Raw genomic sequence first — 18,540 nt, forward strand, 5'->3', positions numbered from 1 at the left:
CAAGCCCTCGCTACTCCGCGCAACTCGCTTCTGTACCGTTTCAGTATCCTTGTCAGCTACGCGGCAAGGTCGAACGCCGTTCTACTCGTATCGTACCTGAAGTTCCCCTGACAACGTATCCGACTGCCTCCGCTTCGAATTCGCTCTCCGCCGTTGGCCACTTCACGAATTCTGTGTGTGGCATATTCGGATGGCCATGAATCTGAATTTCTTGTCCGAAGATATGTTTATGTGGTGTGCTTGACCAGTTCTGTTGAATGAGTGAATCTGCTGTCGGGATTGAGTTCGAAGGGCTTGACAAATTGCTCGATCGGTTCGTTGATGTGTGGAACGCGGGAGGGTTCGAAAAAGAGACTGACGCTTCTGTAGGGTGGGAAACGTGGAAGTGGGATTACCAAGAGCGGATTCAATCAGAGTTCTTGGACGACCACGACATTACCCAGTTACAGCCAGATGAGGTCCCGGTGCTTGTGGACTGTCTCGACGAACAGGTGAGCATTGGCAATCACATTCCGGTGTATATGCTTGGTGGTGGGCAGAACGGTGGAGTTGCGTGGTCTGAGTTTAGGAAAATATCCGTTGAGAACCCTAAAGAGACCGCTAATACACTTTCGTTCTTTTTCAACCCTGATGAGGCTCTTGAGGCACGACTGGAGACGTTCCAGTCATACTATGAAGAGATCACCTCATCACCCGGGTCGCTACTTGCGCTTGCAGGATGTTTACTGATGTTCGTTCACCCGCACCGGTATGTTCACTACAAGTACACGGAGATGAAGCATTTCTTCGACGAATTTGCAGGGTACAAAGTGAAACAAGGGTTCGGAGCTAGTGAATATCGGAAGCTGAACGACGCATGCCACGCAGTATTAGAGCGACTTGAGGGCCGAATTGATAACCCATCAATGCTGCATGTTCAGACCCTGATTTGGAGTTGCGGTGATCTACTGCCTACTGACGAAGAGGGGCAGAGCATGGGCGAAGAGTTGCCAGAAGTTGCTAGCGACATTAACTATTATTGGGTGAACCAGACGCACAACGAGGAATTAGAGGGAGAGTACCTTCGGTCTAAAGATACGAAGTGGCAGCGGGATCTCACAGTGTTGGAGCCCGGTGATGTTGTGTTCCACTACGCGAACCAGGAAATAAGAGCATGCTCTGTCGTTGAGGGTGAAGCGTATCAAGAACAGTTTGACGATGGCCAGCATTACTTCGTTGACCTCTCAACTGTGAAGTTTGCCGACCCGGTACCGTTGGATGAGGTTCGAGACGGGTTGCTGGATTCGAACGTCCGGCAAGAGAAGACGAGGTACCCGTTGAACAAGGATGGGGACGTAATTCAGGCGTATCTGTGTCACTTGACACCAGAAGCAGGTTCATATTTACAGGACACAGCAGGGATTGCGCTACCAGAACTCGAAGAGGGACCACAATATTTCTGGGTGAATGCAGCGGCGACTGATTGGCATCGGGAGGGCGGTGAGTCGTTCTACCAGGTGAATGGTCCCACAGGAAAATCGCGTCGTAATCAGCCTGCCTACAGGAATGCGAGGCCGGGTGACAAAGTGCTGGTGTATCAGGTTTCGCCAGCAAAGCAGGTGGTTGGGCGAGCGAGCGTGGAGCGTGGGTTACACGAGGAACCTGCGAATGGGAGTGACAATGAGACTGTTGAAGGAATCACGCTTCGGTGGGATGAGTCACTGGATGGAGTACAGTGGGGTGACGTGGAGTCTGATCCGGAGTTGGATTCGAGTCGTCTTGTTGAGTCAGATAATAGCTTCGTGATCACGGAGCTGACTCAGGAAGAGTATGAACGGATCTTAGAGTTAGGTGAGCTTTCCCACTTCGAGGATTTCGATGCGAGCTTATCGGTTTCTGAATCCGAAATTACGGTTGAACGCGGGCGGTTGTACTTCCCGGATGGTGAGTGGGACCAGATTCAGTCGCGGGTTGAGCAGGCGTTGTCGAATGGGAATCACGTGTTGTTGTTCGGGCCGCCAGGGACAGGGAAGACGAAGTTGGCGCGGCAAGTGTGCGAATCAACGGTTGGTCAGGATTCGCACGAGCTTGTGACGGCGTCGGCTGACTGGTCTACGTTCGATACGGTCGGCGGGTATCAAACGACTTCACAGAACACGCTCGAGTTCAAACCGGGTATCGTGCTGGACCGGTTCCAGAAGGACGACGCGGGTACGCCGGCGAACGAGTGGTTGATCATTGATGAGCTGAACCGTGCGGATATTGACAAGGCGTTCGGGTCGTTATTCTCAGCGTTGACTGGTGAGAGCGTCACGCTCCCGTTCGACGGGTCTGACGGTGACCCGATCGAGATTCTCGATGCGTCCCAGGGCCACGAAGAAGTGAGTCCTGATAAGTTCTACATTTCTGAGGATTGGCGGATGCTGGCGACGATGAACACGCTCGATAAGACGTCGTTGTACGAGATGAGTTACGCGTTCATGCGGCGCTGGGCGTTCGTTCCAGTGGGGATTCCTGAACTGCCGGAGCGTGACGGGGATGATGACTCTGAGTTGGAAGCGCTCGTTGCTGATTACGTTGCTGTGTGGGCGGTAGACGGGTCGGTTCCGGAAGCTGCACAGCACTTCGAGCCGGTCGGGCGGATTTGGCGTGCAGTGAATGAAGAGCGAGCAATCGGACCGGCGATTGTTGAGGACATTTACGAGTACGTCGCCGACGCGTCTTCCGTAGCGACTGCGGATTACGTGTCGCCGATCATCATGTACGTGTTCCCGCAGTTGGAAGGCTTGCGTCGAAACGAGTTGGAGCGTCTTATTCAGCGGCTTGACTCGATTGTTGATGACGACGCGGGTGAGCTGTGGACGGTTGCGCGTGACTTCTTCCAAGTTGATTTGCAACCGCCTCAGGAGTGATCACGCGTGGGTAAGACGACTGAAGAGGCGTTGTTGGACGCGATAGCGCCTGATTTCCACACGTATCTCCGGAAAGGCGTCCGGCTCGACCGCGTGATCGACTCAGCGCACTCAGAATTGAATGTGGACGATATCGAGACGCTGCTCCGCATTCACTTCGTGTTGACTGACGCGGAAGACGACGGCGGGACTGTCGGCGTGTTAGATTTCATGCGGCAGTTAGAGTCGCGTATCCGGCGGATGAAGACGACGACTTCTCCGAGGTCGTTCGAGCATCGCGGTGAGATTCGCGGGCAGATTGACTGGCAAGGGACGGTGAAGACACGAGCTCGTGCTGGCCGGTTAGAGGAACCAGTGTTCGTTTGCACGCAACCGGAAGAGCACTACAATATCGATGAGAATCTCGTGTTGAAGCGGCTACTAACGGTTATTCATGACATCGTGACGAATGACCTCGCTTACGCGCTCGAAAACCCGGCAGGGTACGACTGGCTTGACGGGTGGGTGACCTCGGACGCTGGCGGTGACGGTAATGGTGGTGAGTCTGCAGCGGAAATGCTTGACCGGGTGTACGAGCAAAACATCTACTTGCAACGCGTGAACGTCGCTGACGCGGAAATCACAGATCGAACTATCGAGTCTGTGAAACGTTCGCGGTCACGGTTCTATCAAGATGCGGCGGTACTGCTAGATAGGTATCGGCAGTTGATGAACTACGAGCTGGATAGTGTTGAAGCGCGAGACATCCTGGACCACACGCTCATCGCGCCCGACAAAACTGACACGTTGTTCGAGTTGTACTGGGTGTTCCGCGTGCTTGCTGCGTACGAGGACGTGGAGTACCGCGTGTTGACCGATGCTCGGGATAGTCCGTCTACGATTGCGACGTGGGAACAAGACGGATCAAGGTTCGTGTTGTCGCACGATGCGACAGGCGATAGTCTCACGTTCAACGAGTCGGCGGGCTCGGATGCGATTGAACCAGACGGGTACTTGTACCGGATGAACGAGGTGCTTTCAAGGTGGCAGTCGCTTTCTCAGGAGTTCCTCGGACGCGGCGGGAGTGACTCGTTGTGGGGTGGACGGCCAGATATCGTGTTAGAGCGGTACGATACCTCTGACGTGGGAGAATGGGAACTTGCGCAAGTGTTCGTCGGGGAAGTGAAATACACGCAGAATATTGATTACGTCGCAACGGGACTCCGCGAATTACTGGAATACATGGCGTTCGTTAAAGACGCAACAACCAAGGAGTACGTTGAAACCGTGGACGACTTGTTAGAGTCCGTCGCTGTCAAGGGCTTGTTGTTCGTCGATGACTTGGGCCGAGAAATAGGCGGTGTTGATAACGAGGGAGTCGAAATCTTACAGTACCCGGAATCACCAGATTCCGTGTTGTAGTTGACTGACGTTACGAACCAGACAGTCGTGCGATTCCAACGAGGGCTGGGAGCGCATCTCGACTGTATTTCGAGCTCGCTTCGCCTTGTTCGAGGAGTGTTTGTTCGAGAAGTTGCCGGCGAAACAGTGCTTTCCGGTATTCCATGTGTGAACCGACAGATGCGCCTGATTCGAATGCATCATCGTGTATGGATACAGTGATGAAGTGATCGATATCGCTGAGCTCCGGGTTCAGGTAGCTGAATGTGAACTCGGTTTCATCTGCATCGGTCGTGTACGCTCCGACAAGCGTCGCGGCGCTGAGAAATGATGCTGGGTCGTCACCGTCTTTGTTGAGTGTCAAGCCGAACACGACCTCAGCGTGTGACCCACGGTCAACGTTGAGTTCTGAGACGGCTGTACGCGCGAGTTCGACACTCCGCTTGAATCGACTGTACCAGTCTGGTTGGTCCAACCCGTTCAACACGGCTGTGACAACCTTAGCACGGGAGACCGGGACTTGCAACAAGTTCGTTGCTTCGGCAGGAATGATAATGTCACCATTCATCGCTTCAACTGGGACTGTGAACCCGGAATTACGCAGGTCTTCAGGCCGCGCAACAATCAGATTCCGACGACTCTCCGAGAGGTTCATTGAACTGGATTGCGGGTAGTTCGCGGCTTCGAAATCTGGGTTCACAGCGAAGCGAGCATCGTCAAACGTCGGTTCGACTAAGAACTCAGCGTCGTCGAATGTGACTCGTTGTTTGAATCGGCAGTCGCTGAAGTCCGGTCCACCAGCGAAGGACGCAGTGTCGAACCATGCTCGCCCGCCGAATTCGCTGTTACTGAATATTCCTCGACCATCGAATCTTGAGCCACGGAAATCAGTGTCGCCGTGAACAGTAGCGGAGAACTGGAAGTGGTCGAATGTTGCGTCTGTCGCGTCAACGCCCCCTTGAATCGTCGAGCCGTGCAGGAATGATTGATGTTCGAACTCGACATCTGCGAGAGACAGGTCGTCGTTGAACGTTGAGTCGCGGAGATGGATGAAGTTCTCTGCACGCGAACCAGATAGGTTGACCGAGTCGTTGAAAATTGCGTGCGTGAACCATGCCTCGTCGAGAAACGACGTGTTCGTGAGGGAGACGACGCCGTCGAATTCAGACAGCGAGAAGGAAGTATGCCCGTTGAACGTGGCTTCGTCTGCTTGTGTGCGCGGACCAGTGCATCGCAGATCCTCAAAGTCAGCGTCGCCGTCGAACGTGGTTTGTGAGGCGTTCAGAACCCCATCGACAACTGCGTGGCAGAAGCTTGCATCATCAGAAACAGTGCACTTCGACAAGTCAATCCCGTCTTCGAGTGCGGCTGAATTGAGTCGGAACTCTCCACCGATAGTAGCTCGGTGGAATGTCGCGGTGCCGGTTATTCGTGTTGATGCGAAGTCCGCAAGGAGTCGCCAGTTGGCGTTGGCGAAAGAGACATTACCGTCGAACGTTGTCCGAGAAAACCGCGTGTTTGCGTTGAATGATGCGTGTTGAAAGGTTGTTGCGCCGTGAACCGTGAGACCGCGAGCGTCAACGAAGCCTGCGCTGAGATTGTTCGCTGCGATGCCGCCGTTAATGATTGTGTCGTGGAAGTTGAGCTTGCCGCCGATATCTGCTCCAGCGAGACTCAGTGGTGCGTCGAACTGCGCACCCTTGGCGTCTAGTGCGCCAGTGATTGCTGCGTTCCCGATTAATAACGGGACCTTGATCGTTGCATCGCGTAGGTTGAGAGTCCCATCAATTGTCGCTCCGCGAAGATCAATCGGTGAGCCGTCCGGCGTTGCCAGTACGCGACCTGAGAGATCCAACTTACCGATACGACCCCCGGCAAAGACTGCTGGGCGATCAGGTGAATTGACTGCATCCAGGAGCGCAGAACTGATAGCATCGGGTGGGAATTCTCGTTCAGCGCTATGGAATAAGCACCGTTCATCATTACCTTCCCCTGCGGTGTGCGGGCAGTGCGACGGCTCGACTCGTGGTAATGGGACCTCGCTGGATGGTTCTGTATGGCTGAGCGTCTCGTATGTGTATGAACAGGTTGAACGTGATGTCATGATGGCGGTGAGTCAGGTAGATTCGAATCGAGAGCAGTAACTTGCCTTAGAAGTCTACTCGGAGTGCTTTGAGTTCGTTCCACTCGCTGTTCTCGTGTCGTTGATACACTTTCCCCTCTGTGTGATTAGCTTTGAAATAATAGCCCGCCTGGTCTTGTTGCGGTCCGCGGACGGGTACGATTGTATGGTCTTCGTAGATCTCGATTGGTCCTTCGACGGTCACAGGTTTTTTCGTCCATTCGTGTGCGGTAGAGCTGTACCAACACGACTGACCGGGCGCGAGAGCACAGACGCCGCGATATAGTGATTCAGGAGTTGATTCAGTCGGCTCAGAATAGTCCGTCACAGTACTCGCCTTTCACTACAAGTGATAATAATTCCCCGCCTGAATGATAAATCGGGTGACAGTGCGAAATTCTAAATGATGCTGTAAATATGTGAGTTTATGTTCCTGTTCACCGACTCTCTCGAATTTTCCGGGTTAGAATATGAGTGAGTTAACGCCCCGCTCGTTTGACGGGCTGCTGGTAACGACGTCGTTCGGCTCGTTAAACGTGGAAAAAGCTGCGCGCGAAGAGTACAAGGCGCTCCTCGAAACACATGATACAGAAGATGTTCTTGTCGTGACTGGTGCACCGACGAGCATGGAGGCGTTTCGTGAAACGTTGAACGCGGAACTTCCTGGTGCAGCCATACCGCGTGTGACGTCGCCGGTTGTTCACGCGACTGATGTTCTCAACCAGAGTGACGAACGGGTTATCTTGTCTGACGCGTTACGGCGTGAACTGCTTCACCGGTTTCTTTCGGAGTACGAGTGGGAGACAGAGTACCTGCAGCGCGCTGCCGCGCAACCGTCGTTCATCCAGGACGTGGAACAAGTGATGAGCACGCTCTCGTGGCAGGGAGTCACGCCTGACGAGACGCCGGAACTCCGCGATATCGCGGGGGCGCTTGATGCGTTCCACGAGCACCTCGCTGAACACGATCATATGGAGCGCGGGCAACTGATTTCGGAGGCGCTTGCTGTCTTGACTGGTGAGGCTCGCGGTGACGTCGTCGATTTCGACGCTGTACTCGCCGTGGAGTTCGAGGAGTTCTACCCGCTTGATCGGGCGTACTTGGAAGCGCTCGCTTCTGATTGTGAACTTGTGTGCGTTGCCGAGGAGCACGCGAGTGTTCGTCGAACGTGGATCGAGGCAGGGCCGGTTACTGAGTACGTATCGTTCAGTGAGACGCGGCGCGTAGACACCGTGACGCCCTCGACGCGACCGGCAGCAACGGCAGCGTTCCTCGCTGAAGAGTCGCGTCAGGAAGATCCGGAGGAAGGGTCAGTGTCCGTTCTCGATTCAGCGTCTCGGAACGACCAACTCGCGGATGTCGCCAATCGAATCGAGGAACTTGTCGCTAAGCCGGGGTGGAATCACGATGACATTGCGGTGGCGACGAAGCAAAGCGGGTCGGGCGTTATTGACGTGATCGAAGCGTTCGAGCAGACTGGCATCCCGACGGAATCAACGACCGTAACCGGGTTCGGTGATGACCCGGCGATTCGAGAGTTGCTTGCTGTTGTTCGGTATTTTGCAGTTGACGAGGCGACTGAGGCCCAGCGAGAACACGGCCCTGCACTCGATACGGACCGGTTAGATCGGCTCAGCAGTATGGACGGGCTTGCAGACCCCTTGCGTTTGTGGGCGACAGAATCCGGGTTGAAAGAACGGATTGCTGACCGGGCGTCGGCGCTTGATGCTCGTGCACAGTTCGGGAACGTTCGTCGTGCGTTCCGCATGGCGGCATTCCTCGAAGACACGGCGTTCTTGGACGCGACGTGGGAGTCGTTCGAAACAATGCTTGAACGCGCTCACGAGTACGCGCCGCAGGTTAATCAGACGAGTGCGACGGACCTTGACGGCGGTGTTCGGGTTGACCACGTGCAAGCGATTAAAAACGAGTCGTTCCGTGCAGTGTTCCTCGTGAATCTCATTGACAGTGAGTATCCGGGGACGCCATCATTGACTCGGTTGTTCCCGGCTGAACGCGTTGCTTCGATGCCGGATTACCCGGGTGTGACGGATCTCGATGAAGGTAGCGTTGAGGCGACGTTCCCGACTGATTCGACCGCATCAAGCCGCGCCTTCGCCCAGTATCACGCAGAACACGCTAGACGGCGACTCAGTATAGGGGCCCGTGCCGCAACTGACCGGTTGTACTGTTGCTTGTACGAGTTCGAAGACACGGCGCTCGAAGAACGAACGCACGCCTCACGGTTCTTAACAGCCGCGTACGAGGACCTTTCGTGGGTCACGGAAGCCGAAGACACTCTCATTACGAGTGAACGCGCGGCTGAAGAGCACCTGTTATCACGGGTGGATGACGCGCTTGCCGACGTGCGACGTGTGCAGAGCCAAGACGTGACCGTGTCCCTGGATGACGTAGAAGCGGATATCGGTGAGATTCAGGCACTTCTCGACCGGAGCGGTGTTCGTGGTGAGGAACTCCGGAAGGCGTTACGGGCGCGCGTTGAGCTGGCGAACGGGGAGGTGCGGAGATGAGCCGTGCATCGTTGTCACCGTCGCGCTTGGCGATGTACGCGACGTGCCCGCGGCAGTACGATTACGGGTACGCACAGGATGTCAACGCACCGGATCGCACTGAACTGTACTTGAATCAAGGCACGATTTATCACGCGACGATCGAAGCGGTGTGTGACGCGACTGACGTTGACGACGACGCAGATGTGATTCACGACCGGGCGCTACGTATGTTCGCTGAGACGTGGGAGGACCACTGCAACCCAGCCGACTACGCATCCGATGCACATCAGGTGTACCAGCGCGCTGAGAACCGCGCCGGGGTTAACGCGTTCTTCGACCCGGACGGCGGAACTGGGATTGACCACGCTCGACACTCTATTGCAACGGAAGTGTGGGTGGAGTGCGAACGTGATGGTCGCGGTCTTCACGGGAAGGTCGATAACGTCTTGCGAACGGACGACGGGTTGCACGTCATTGACTACAAGCGGAACACGCACGGCATGCTGTCGTCACGGACCGCAGAATACCTGGACGGCCATCTCGCTGGAGAGGCCCACGAACCGGAACGCGTGAAGAACGCGTTCCAGACGGCGACGTACGTCGAGGGCGTGAAGAACGAGTCGTTCTACGAGGACGGGATGGATACCCGGTTCAGTTTCTACGGGCTTCTCAACAACACTTCGTTCGAGAGTACGCCGTCGGGGTACGATGTCTCTGCACGCGGATGGTCACGGGAGACAACTGAGATTTACGAAGAACACTACGACACGATTTGGGCGTTGATTCGAGACGCTCACGACGGTATAACGAGTGAAGCGTACGAACCGGTTCCGTTCGCGCTGATTAGTGAAGAGGCATGTTCGGGGTGTGAGTACGCGGAAATGTGTGCTGACCGCCTGGCAGAGGAGGTTCGACGATGAGCGATTCTGAATACCCGTCGTGGTTCCCCGTCCCTGAAGAAGACGTGACGCCGCAACCGCAGCAAGGGTCAATTATCGACTCGTCCGCGTACCCGATGCGTGTACTCGCCGGCGCAGGGACTGGGAAAACGTTCACAATGGTACGGAAAGTCGAGCGGCTCATCGACGAGGAAGACGTGTCGCCAGACAGGATCCTCGCGTTGACGTTCACGAACAACGCGGCGGACTCGATGCGTGAGAAACTGAACGCAAAACTCGGCGCAGCGGGATACGACATTGATGCGTACACGTACCACTCGATTTGCAACGAGATACTCACCGATTACGCGTACGAAGCAGGCCTCGATCCGGACTTCGACGTGGCGACGGACGCTGAAAAATATGCGATCGTGCTGGACGTCCTCGACGAAATCGAATACCGGTTCGTTAAGCCGAACGTGTACGGGAGCGACGGGTACGCGTCAGGCGCAGCGTCGAAGCTATTGAACTTCATCGGGTCGATGAAACGTAGCGGGATCACGCCAGACGACATCGACACGTTCCTCGGACCAGCCGAACGCGTGTACGGCCTCGCTGACCTGTCTGAACGGATTGAAGACATCGCTAGTGACCACCTTGGCGGCCGGTCTGTTTCGACGGTGCTTGATGCACTCCCTGCAGTGCGCTCAGACCTTACCGATGAGCGCGACGCGCTGGGAACAGACGGCATCGAAGCCAGTGCACGGGACTTCGTTGAGCGCCTCATCGACCTCATCGAGGCATTCGAAACCGCTTTCGAAGCCCACGAGACTGGTGAGCGAGAACTTCCAGACAACGCGTACAAACTCCCGAAATATCTGCTCGGCGGGTACGCGAGCGGAGCCCCGACCGGGATTCCTGACGACCTTGACCTCGAACTCACAGAACACCTCGACTCGTTCGTCAGTGACTGTCTCACCGCTCGTGATTTAAATGCGGGTTACGCCGCGTACGAACGCGAACTCTCCGAACGGAACCTTATTGACTTCGACGGGTTAGTCGTCGAGGCCGCCGGGTTGATGGACTCACCGGTCGGCGAGGAAATCGCGTCGCGGTGGGATTACGTGTTCTGTGACGAGTTCCAGGACACGGATCGTCTCCAGTTCGATCTCGTCACATCGCTCGTCACTGATGATAACCTGTTTGTCGTCGGTGACGACGACCAAGCGATCTACGAGTGGCGCGGCGCGCACGTAGCCAACATCACTGACGAGCTCGACGCCGCGTTCGACGCGCTTACTGACGAGCCGTTAGAGGAGAATTTCCGGTCGCATCAACCGATTCTCGACTTGGCGAACGAAGCCATCACGAAGCTCGACGAGCGAGAGCGGCACAAGACCCTGCATCGAGTCAACGAACCGGCGTACGACGGCGACACAGTTGCCACAGTCGAACTTCCAGATGACGACAGCGACACGGACGGTGCAGCGCAACTCCGAACCGTTGTACAGAACCTGTTGTCCGGAGGCGCTGCGAATCTCGACACTGCGTATGACCCGGGAGACATCGCGCTTCTCGTCCGGAAAAACAAGCATGCAACACCTGTCCTCGAAGCTTTCGAGGACGCTGGAATCCCGTACCAAGTCGCCGGTGACCTCGCTACGGAGTCAGTTGGTGTTGGCACTGTCACTGCCTACCTGAAAGCCCTGGCGCGAACGGAAGACGAAGTTAGTTGGAACCGCATCTTGATGATGCGATACCGGTTGTGCGACGCAGACCTTCGCACACTCAACGCTGGCGACGACCCCCTCGTCGAGACGCTGTGCGACGCCCCGCTTGACGAGTTTGATGAACCAGGCCGCATCTCAGAGGCACGCGACCACGTCACCGAACTCCTCGAAGCTCGTGACGCTGCGTCGCTCAGGCACTTGTACCGTGAACTCAAAGATATCACGAACATTGAGTGGTACCTCAGCGAGCAGGAGCGCCGCGATCTCGCGCAACTCGACGACATCGTTGAGCAGTACGGCGACAGCGCCGTGCAACCGCCGCTTAATCCGGAGTTCATAGATTCACTCGAACACTACGACTCGCTGTTCGACGAAAGCGGGGCCGCGCCAACAAGCCAGCCAGACGTAGCTACCGACGCGGTTAACATCATGACTATCCACAAAAGCAAGGGCCTAGACTTCCCCGTCGTTCTCATCCCACAAGTCACAGCCGACGAGTGGGCACCGAGCTCACGCGCGTACGATGCGCTCGAAACCGGGCTCACCGACGGTTCAGCGGAAGTGTTCGACGAAGACTACGTCACGCGTGATGCCCGCGAAACGCGCCGCGTGTTCCATGTCGGGATTACGCGCGCCGAAGACATCCTCGTTCTACAAGGCAAGAGCGACAGAGACGACACTGACGAAGAAGAAGACCTGATTTCGAACGCAGTCCGTGAGATACTACCTGCTCGGATTCCGTGGCAACCTGGACGCAGCCACCTCCCAATCTGGACTGACGTGCGAGAATGCCTCTCAGATAACGCGGCTGACTGGACCGACACGCTCGCTAAGGAGACCATCGGGAATGTCGGTGGCTCAGTCAGACACAACGGGAGCGAACTCACGGTTCAGGCTGCGCGCGACCGGGTGATAGACCTCGCAACGATGTCGACCAGCGGGGAAATCGAAACGATAAGCGGAAACTCACGGCTCAACGTCAAGTCACTGTCTGGCCCGTCGAAACCATCCCCCTCACTCTCACACAGTTACACGTCACTTGCATCGTACGAGGAATGCCCGCGTAGCCATTACCTCGATTACGTCGTCAACGCCTTCCGGGACTATCACGACACGGGCAACACCACTGGCGGGGACGTATCACAACGCGACATCGGGTTGCTGTTTCATGACGTTGCAGAGCAAGCCGCGAACAAGAACGCCCCACGTCGGGAGGAATGGTACGAGATCGGTGAACGACTTGCTAGTCACCAGCGAGCTGAGGACGCCCTCCCTGCAGTTAAAGAGTGCATCGACCGATACTTCGAGTTAGACTTAGCCGGCTACGAGATCATCGACGCAGAGCGACAGTTCGAACTCAGTATCGACGGCCACGAACTCATTGGGTTCATTGACGCTGTCTACCGGACGCCTGACGACGAGCTTCTCGTTGTTGATTACAAGGCGACCGAACGTCACCGCGACTTACAGAAGGACAAGCAACTTCCAATCTACCTGCTAGCATGTCGTGACATGTACGACGAGCCCGTAACGCGTGCGGGGTATACGTATGTCGGCAACATCGGTCCGAAAGTCGAATCCCGAAGCTTCACCGAGTCCGAACTGGAGGCTGTCAAAGACAGCATATCGGCGTCGATGAACCTGATTGCAGAGTTCACGTACAGCCGGTACACAGCCGGTGACCACTGTCAATGGTGCCAACACAATCAGCTCCCCTGCTCACCGGACTCGTTCACTAGGGGCACGGGGTTCGGTGAGTGAGGCGTCTTTCTAACTAATTGTCGTACAGTGTTTCTTTCCTATCGATCGAATGCCTCTTCCAACTTCCCGTACATTCTTCTCCGCCGAGCCTTCCGCTCTTGCTCTCTCGACAGATAATTCCGTAGCACAACCTCAGTCGACGAACTCCCTTGGTCTTCAGCGACCCCCTCCAATCCCTCCAGAACCTCACCAACTGCCTCCTGATATGCCGAGTACCAAAACCTCCGTCCCATCTTCGGCGTGGGTGTATCCCCGTTAACAACCACTCCAGCACGGTCAGCAAGTTGCTTGAACCGGCGACGAACTGTACTTACGGACATGTGTCCCGTCGACGACGACCGAGAGGGAAACAAATACCCGTTCCAGTTCTCACGGTCGGAAAGCACATCGACACGATCAGCGACGACGTCCACGCCATACAGCAACGTCACCTCACCAGGTCCGTTCTTGCGCTCACCATCACCGAACGACAGGTGTGGATCCTCTGCATCCAAGACCACCTGGTCGACGTGCAACGCGGCAACCTCGGAGGGCCGTAACCCCCAGCCAGCAAGCGCAACGACGAGCAACTCCGCTTCGGGTGAATCTACCTCACTGTAGATTCGACGCACCTGCGACGCCGACAGCGCCTGTGGATCAGGTTCGCTGGCTTCCCACCCGAACTCCTCGCCGGCCTCCGAAAGTGGGTTGTACTTCGCGTACTTCCGGCGCTTCACGAACGCATACCACGCTCTGGCGACGTGCAGATACTCGAGCTTCGACCGGTCAGTCGATAGCTCTTCGTCGAACGCGTCGAGGACGGCGAGACACCGCTCTATCTCTCGCGGCTGCTGGTCTAACTCAGACAGCGGTTCGAGCAACGCATCAGTCCCGTGCAGTTCTCGATACGTCCGAACCCACTTCGCTAATCTCGTCCGGTGGGTTTCGACAGTACTCTCTGCTCGTCCACCACGGGTCTCAATCGACGTGAGATACGCTTCGAGCGCGTTCACAGTATCCTCGTGGTCGACGTTCCACTCCCACTCCTCAGACGTATCGTCTTCGAGGCCGACAACGTCGACGAAGAACTGCTTAGGCGTCAAATCGTGATTCTCGCGTAGCGCGTACGCGATACCACTGTATCCGTGTTCGGTGAGCCAGTCGTAGGTCGGAACGTCGCGGTCCTCGTCGAACCCATCGCGATATCGCTTCGGTGCGATGTCTTGCCAGTAGACGTCGACGAGTTCGTCGAGGTCCATACGCGACCAGTTGTAGCGACGGCTACGCGTCTCCGGGTCCGTGGATTCCTCGTCGGATCGCTGGCTGTTGGACTGCCTTGTCATGCCGATTTACTGTTCGGAAGGCTGTTTGCCGTGTCTCGAGATAATTTCGTTCCGGTGAATCTCATTGGTCTCTGCTGTTTTTCACAGCAAAATAATACTTCGGCTTATGCGGGAGTGGTCAATGGTGTCTCGCCGTGTTGCCTGAGCTAACGCAAGCCTCAAATGAGTGAGTGTTCACTAAGTGAATTAGTGACCGAAGCTGTCCCCACCGAGACACAGGCAGAAATCGCGGACGCGGTGCGCAAAGCACTCGCCAAACACGGGTACGCGCGTCTTACGACAGCGAAGATCGCCGCTGAGAGTTCAAAGACCGAGGCCGGCCTGTACTACCACTATGACTCCAAAGATGCCATGGTCGTTGCCTTCCTCGAAAGTGCCACAGGATTCCTGAAACGGCAGCTAGAAGAACTCGAGGCGACTGGTCCCGAAGCGCGACTTCGAGAAGCCTGTGACAGGATATTTGTGAAGTTGGAGGACGAATCGCGACGACGAACCAACATCGCTGTGATGGAGTTGCTCGCTCACGCCCCATATAACGAGACGCTACAAGGGCCGCTTCTCGAACTCGAATCCAGTAATCTCGAAGTCCTGCAAGGGATTGTCGAAGACGGCATCGAACAGGGTGTCTTCCGCGAGGTTGACGCTCGTGGGGTCGCGGCGTTTCTCCTTGCCGCTGCAAGTGGTTCAACCGGATTTTATCTCGCACTTGAAATGGAAGAAATCGGTGCCCCCCTCCACGCGCAAGCCACGTCATACATCGACTCACTATTAGTGTAATCGGGGGTTCTGTCCTAAATGAATGATACAAATAATTCGATAGCACTGCCTCAAGAACCTAATAAATATATCAAACGAATGACTTTTATCTCTCTGAGAGCGAGACTGGATCGATGAACGAAGACGAGACGCATTCAGGGTTATCTGTCGATGGACGTGTGTTCAAATCGGTCTCGAACGACGCCGACGGAGATGTTGGAGGAGAAACGTACTTCTGGTTTGAACAGACCGACGACCTGATTCACGCGCGGTATCACGGTGGGTCGGTCAGGCTTGGACATCTCGTTGGCCACCATCTTGGCGACACCCTCGATTTTCGCTATACGCACGTAACTGTCGATGGTGACACAGCAACGGGCCATTCCGTCGATCGTATCGAACGTCTTGACGATGGCCGTCTCCGGTTACACGAAGAATGGGAGTGGGACTCGAAACCGGGCTCAGGGTCGAGTGTCCTCGAAGAAGTCCCCGAGCAACAAATTCCACCGATTGAGGGACCACTGTAAGCTAATACCAATCGCGTCGATGCCGCACTACTGAATGACTGGCACCGAACAGGGATGCAGTTTGTGACTCTGCCCAGAGACCTGAACAAATGTTGGACGTCTCTGAGGGCTCTTTGACTACTGAGACAGCACGTCAGCGTTTCCATGTGCCGTTCTGCCACTTAGTGAGTATTCACTAAGTAGATTTATTATCCCTCTTCTCTAGCATCAGTTGATGACCGATACGACAGAGTCGATAACTGACGTTGGCCAAGTCTATACCCAGTCGCTCGCCACGCGAATCAAAGCCGTTCCCACCCTCGCATGGATTGCCGCAGCGGTTGGTGGCTTCATCGGGAGCATCCCGCTTGGTCTGATGATGCAATACGGGAACCCCGAACCTTTGATCGCACTCGCCCTTCCGATGATGTACGGGCTCTCCGGGCCAGACTTAGTTTCCGGGTGGGTAATACACCAGTTCCACGGCATTGCACTCGCAGTGATGTATGTCGCGGCTGTCCAATGGCAGCCACTCACGGAGTACGCGAAAACGCTTCGTGGGGCCGTGGCCCTCGCCGTGGTAGTTGGCGTCGTCTCGACGGCACTACTTTCGGTCCTGCTAATGCCGCTCTGGCTTGGTGCGGTCGGGTATCCATTCACGCCGACGTTCCCCGACCTTGCGATGCCAGAGAAGCTCTGGAGTGTTCTCGGTCACGTTATCTACGCTCTCCCAGCGACGATTGGGTACGCGCTCGTCATGAGGCGGTGAGCACCTGTGGTTGCCGAAGACATCACCCTTGGACTCCACATCCTCGCCGGATTCGCGGCGCTGTTCGCCGGTGCTGGCGCGTTCGCAACGAAGAAGGGGGGGTACCGGCATCGACGTCTTGGTCGCGTCTACGTCGGCTCAATGGCGTTTGTTTCGATCTCAGCACTCGCCTTGTTCGTGTTCGATCCGAATCCGTCCAGGCAATTCCTCGCGCTCGTTGCGGTCTTCAGTTTCTACTTCGTCTTCTCCGGGTACCGCGTCCTTTCACGCAAGCGAGTGACTGATAGCCCCGCTTTCGTCGACTGGGCAGCAACAGTGTTGCTCGTCGGCGCTGGTGTCGGACTGAGTGCGTTTGGGGCAACTCAACTCTTGTCTGGAGCGGGGTTCGGGACGGTCATGCTCGTGTTCGGGGGTATCGCTCTCGGGTTTGGTGGCAACGACATCCAGCAGTTTAGGCAGGGGGTGTCTGACCCTCGGGCGTGGTTCTACGGCCACCTCTCGCGGATGGCGGGCGGGTACATCGCGACGGTGACTGCGTTCTCGTCAGTCAATTTCACGTTCCTGCCGTCGGTGGTCAGTTGGCTATGGCCAACCGTGATTGGGACGCCACTCATCTTCTTACTCGTGCGCCGGTATCGGACGCAGTTCGATCACCTGACCGCCAGTACGCAACAATCGTTTGGCACGTCCAGCAGTTCGCTTGTTCAACCAAACCTCGGGACGTTTCGCACCGATCGAGCAGGGAAGTCGCGAACCGTAATATCCCACCGCTCGGGATTCCCGCGTTGACGAGACGCACAGCGTCCCTTTCGCACACCAGACCGCTGCGCGTTATGGGGACATCTTCAGGCGCGAGGGAGATGTCAACGGTTCAGTAATACAGCGCCAATCATAATCCCTGCACCCATACCAATGGCGACACCTAGCGCAAGGTTGTCCATTGCTACACCAAGTGCAACGCCAACCCCGGCCCCGATCGCAATTCCGACTCCCATCTGACTGTTTCCTCCGTCAGTTGCTTCGACTTGGCTCATCAATTTGTTGACTCACTTATGAGTATATAATTATATCTGTTTGTAGTATGGTGGGCGATTCTTACTGTTCGGTTCACAACTCGGTGGATGGCTACACATGCTACGGACCCAAGGACAGCGCGTGACCGATTCGCGCGTTGTATTCAGCGCGACTCCGAGAACATATCACCGGTTGGGCCTTTCAACTGGGCATTCATCTGACAAGTGCAGAGAAAATACGTTGTTCGATTTTCCGGAGGTGCTCGCTCACAGTCGTGGTTGCGACACCGAGTTGGGTAGCAATCTTCTCATGAGTTGTTCCCCTTGGTGTCTCGTAGTACCCCTCCTCAACTGCAATAGTAAGTACCTCCATCTGCCGCTCAGTCAGTAGCGAGATAATATCACTCTCTCTTGGCTTGCGCTCTCCCTTTCTAAGGAGGGTTAGTTCAATATCTGACGGAATTTCCGAGATAACACGCTGAAGCGTTTGTTCTTCTCCACTTAGAGTGATCCTGAGTCCCCTATCAGTATGCGTTATCGGTGTCTCAAACACGATTCCATGCGTCCGGGCAAGAGAGAAAAAATCACGAATTGGCTCGATCGGGCGACCGTGGATGTACACAAGTCCATCTTCACTCTCTGGCACATCACAGGAAATGACCTCTTCATGGTCCATGAGGTACGTTCTTACTTTGTCGAGGTCCCCTCGAAGATGGTAGAGGAGAACAATCGTCCCATCTTCGAGAATGGTAACGTAGTGAAGTGACTCACGGATTATCGACGGGTCCGCTGCGAGTAACTGATTAGCCGGATGAAATCCGCCTTCGACTGTGATTTCCAGCGTAACCGACTTCATGGTGATAACCCTACTGCTATGAGTATATAAATGAGCCTTTCCT

The 18,540-nt window shown here is 55.7% G+C and carries 12 protein-coding genes; 9 read left to right on the top strand and 3 right to left on the bottom strand.

Annotation, left to right across the window (positions count from 1 at the left end; translation table 11 throughout):
- Nucleotides 1–257: 257 nt before the first annotated feature.
- Nucleotides 258–2,891: an AAA family ATPase gene (locus C453_RS01455; RefSeq protein ID WP_008322228.1), complete on the top strand. Its 2,634-nt coding sequence runs from the start codon at nt 258–260 to the stop codon at nt 2,889–2,891.
- Between the two features lie 6 nt (nt 2,892–2,897).
- Nucleotides 2,898–4,292: a hypothetical protein gene (locus C453_RS01460; protein ID WP_008322229.1), complete on the top strand. Its 1,395-nt coding sequence runs from the start codon at nt 2,898–2,900 to the stop codon at nt 4,290–4,292.
- A gap of 10 nt (nt 4,293–4,302) precedes the next feature.
- Here C453_RS01460 and C453_RS01465 read toward each other — a convergent pair whose 3' ends face one another.
- A complete protein-coding gene (locus tag C453_RS01465) occupies nt 4,303–6,126 on the bottom strand; it encodes a pentapeptide repeat-containing protein (protein ID WP_008322230.1) in 1,824 nt (607 codons plus the stop codon).
- Nucleotides 6,127–6,863: 737 nt separating this feature from the next.
- On the opposite strand from C453_RS01465, the gene C453_RS01470 reads away from it, so the two are divergent.
- The 3 genes from C453_RS01470 to C453_RS01480 are packed head-to-tail and all read left to right on the top strand — an operon-like array spanning nt 6,864 to nt 13,275.
- A complete protein-coding gene (locus tag C453_RS01470; RefSeq protein ID WP_008322231.1) occupies nt 6,864–8,924 on the top strand; it encodes a PD-(D/E)XK nuclease family protein in 2,061 nt (686 codons plus the stop codon).
- Nucleotides 8,921–9,826 carry a RecB family exonuclease gene (locus C453_RS01475; protein ID WP_049907422.1) on the top strand — a complete coding sequence of 302 codons (906 nt, stop codon included), beginning with the start codon at nt 8,921–8,923 and terminating at the stop codon, nt 9,824–9,826. The genes C453_RS01470 and C453_RS01475 overlap by 4 nt, the downstream gene beginning before the upstream one ends.
- Entirely contained in the window at nt 9,823–13,275 is a 3,453-nt protein-coding gene (locus C453_RS01480; RefSeq protein WP_008322234.1) for an ATP-dependent helicase, read from the top strand. Before C453_RS01475 ends, C453_RS01480 begins: the two co-directional genes overlap by 4 nt.
- A 38-nt stretch (nt 13,276–13,313) precedes the next feature.
- Here C453_RS01480 and C453_RS01485 read toward each other — a convergent pair whose 3' ends face one another.
- Nucleotides 13,314–14,513 (bottom strand): tyrosine-type recombinase/integrase, encoded by a 1,200-nt coding sequence (locus C453_RS01485; RefSeq protein ID WP_008322236.1) that lies wholly within the window; start codon nt 14,511–14,513, stop codon nt 13,314–13,316.
- Between the two features lie 246 nt (nt 14,514–14,759).
- On the opposite strand from C453_RS01485, the gene C453_RS01490 reads away from it, so the two are divergent.
- From C453_RS01490 to C453_RS01505, 4 genes are all read left to right on the top strand, one after another.
- Complete coding sequence (locus C453_RS01490) at nt 14,760–15,374, top strand: TetR/AcrR family transcriptional regulator (protein WP_049907424.1); 615 nt, start codon at nt 14,760–14,762, stop codon at nt 15,372–15,374.
- 113 nt (nt 15,375–15,487) lie between these two features.
- Nucleotides 15,488–15,880 carry a hypothetical protein gene (locus C453_RS01495; RefSeq protein ID WP_008322239.1) on the top strand — a complete coding sequence of 131 codons (393 nt, stop codon included), beginning with the start codon at nt 15,488–15,490 and terminating at the stop codon, nt 15,878–15,880.
- A 214-nt stretch (nt 15,881–16,094) separates the two neighbouring features.
- The gene (locus C453_RS01500) at nt 16,095–16,628 is read left to right on the top strand and encodes a hypothetical protein (protein ID WP_008322241.1); all 534 of its coding nucleotides are present in this window, start codon (nt 16,095–16,097) and stop codon (nt 16,626–16,628) included.
- Nucleotides 16,629–16,634: 6 nt separating this feature from the next.
- Nucleotides 16,635–17,417: a DUF2306 domain-containing protein gene (locus C453_RS01505; protein ID WP_008322242.1), complete on the top strand. Its 783-nt coding sequence runs from the start codon at nt 16,635–16,637 to the stop codon at nt 17,415–17,417.
- Nucleotides 17,418–17,855: 438 nt separating this feature from the next.
- Here C453_RS01505 and C453_RS01510 read toward each other — a convergent pair whose 3' ends face one another.
- Nucleotides 17,856–18,497 carry a helix-turn-helix domain-containing protein gene (locus C453_RS01510; protein WP_049907426.1) on the bottom strand — a complete coding sequence of 214 codons (642 nt, stop codon included), beginning with the start codon at nt 18,495–18,497 and terminating at the stop codon, nt 17,856–17,858.
- Nucleotides 18,498–18,540: the final 43 nt, after the last annotated feature.

It is taken from the genome of Haloferax elongans ATCC BAA-1513 (genome assembly GCF_000336755.1).
In the GTDB taxonomy this organism is placed as follows: domain Archaea; phylum Halobacteriota; class Halobacteria; order Halobacteriales; family Haloferacaceae; genus Haloferax; species Haloferax elongans.

What these genes read in the sequence shown, in the direction of transcription:
- C453_RS01480 (WP_008322234.1), top strand. Translation starts at nt 9,823, where the DNA reads ATGAGCGATTCTGAATACCCGTCGTGGTTCCCCGTCCCTGAAGAAGAC.
- C453_RS01455 (WP_008322228.1), top strand. Translation starts at nt 258, where the DNA reads ATGAGTGAATCTGCTGTCGGGATTGAGTTCGAAGGGCTTGACAAATTG.
- C453_RS01475 (WP_049907422.1), top strand. Translation starts at nt 8,921, where the DNA reads ATGAGCCGTGCATCGTTGTCACCGTCGCGCTTGGCGATGTACGCGACG.
- C453_RS01470 (WP_008322231.1), top strand. Translation starts at nt 6,864, where the DNA reads ATGAGTGAGTTAACGCCCCGCTCGTTTGACGGGCTGCTGGTAACGACG.
- C453_RS01490 (WP_049907424.1), top strand. Translation starts at nt 14,760, where the DNA reads ATGAGTGAGTGTTCACTAAGTGAATTAGTGACCGAAGCTGTCCCCACC.
- C453_RS01510 (WP_049907426.1), bottom strand. Translation starts at nt 18,497, where the DNA reads ATGAAGTCGGTTACGCTGGAAATCACAGTCGAAGGCGGATTTCATCCG.
- C453_RS01485 (WP_008322236.1), bottom strand. Translation starts at nt 14,513, where the DNA reads ATGGACCTCGACGAACTCGTCGACGTCTACTGGCAAGACATCGCACCG.
- C453_RS01495 (WP_008322239.1), top strand. Translation starts at nt 15,488, where the DNA reads ATGAACGAAGACGAGACGCATTCAGGGTTATCTGTCGATGGACGTGTG.
- C453_RS01500 (WP_008322241.1), top strand. Translation starts at nt 16,095, where the DNA reads ATGACCGATACGACAGAGTCGATAACTGACGTTGGCCAAGTCTATACC.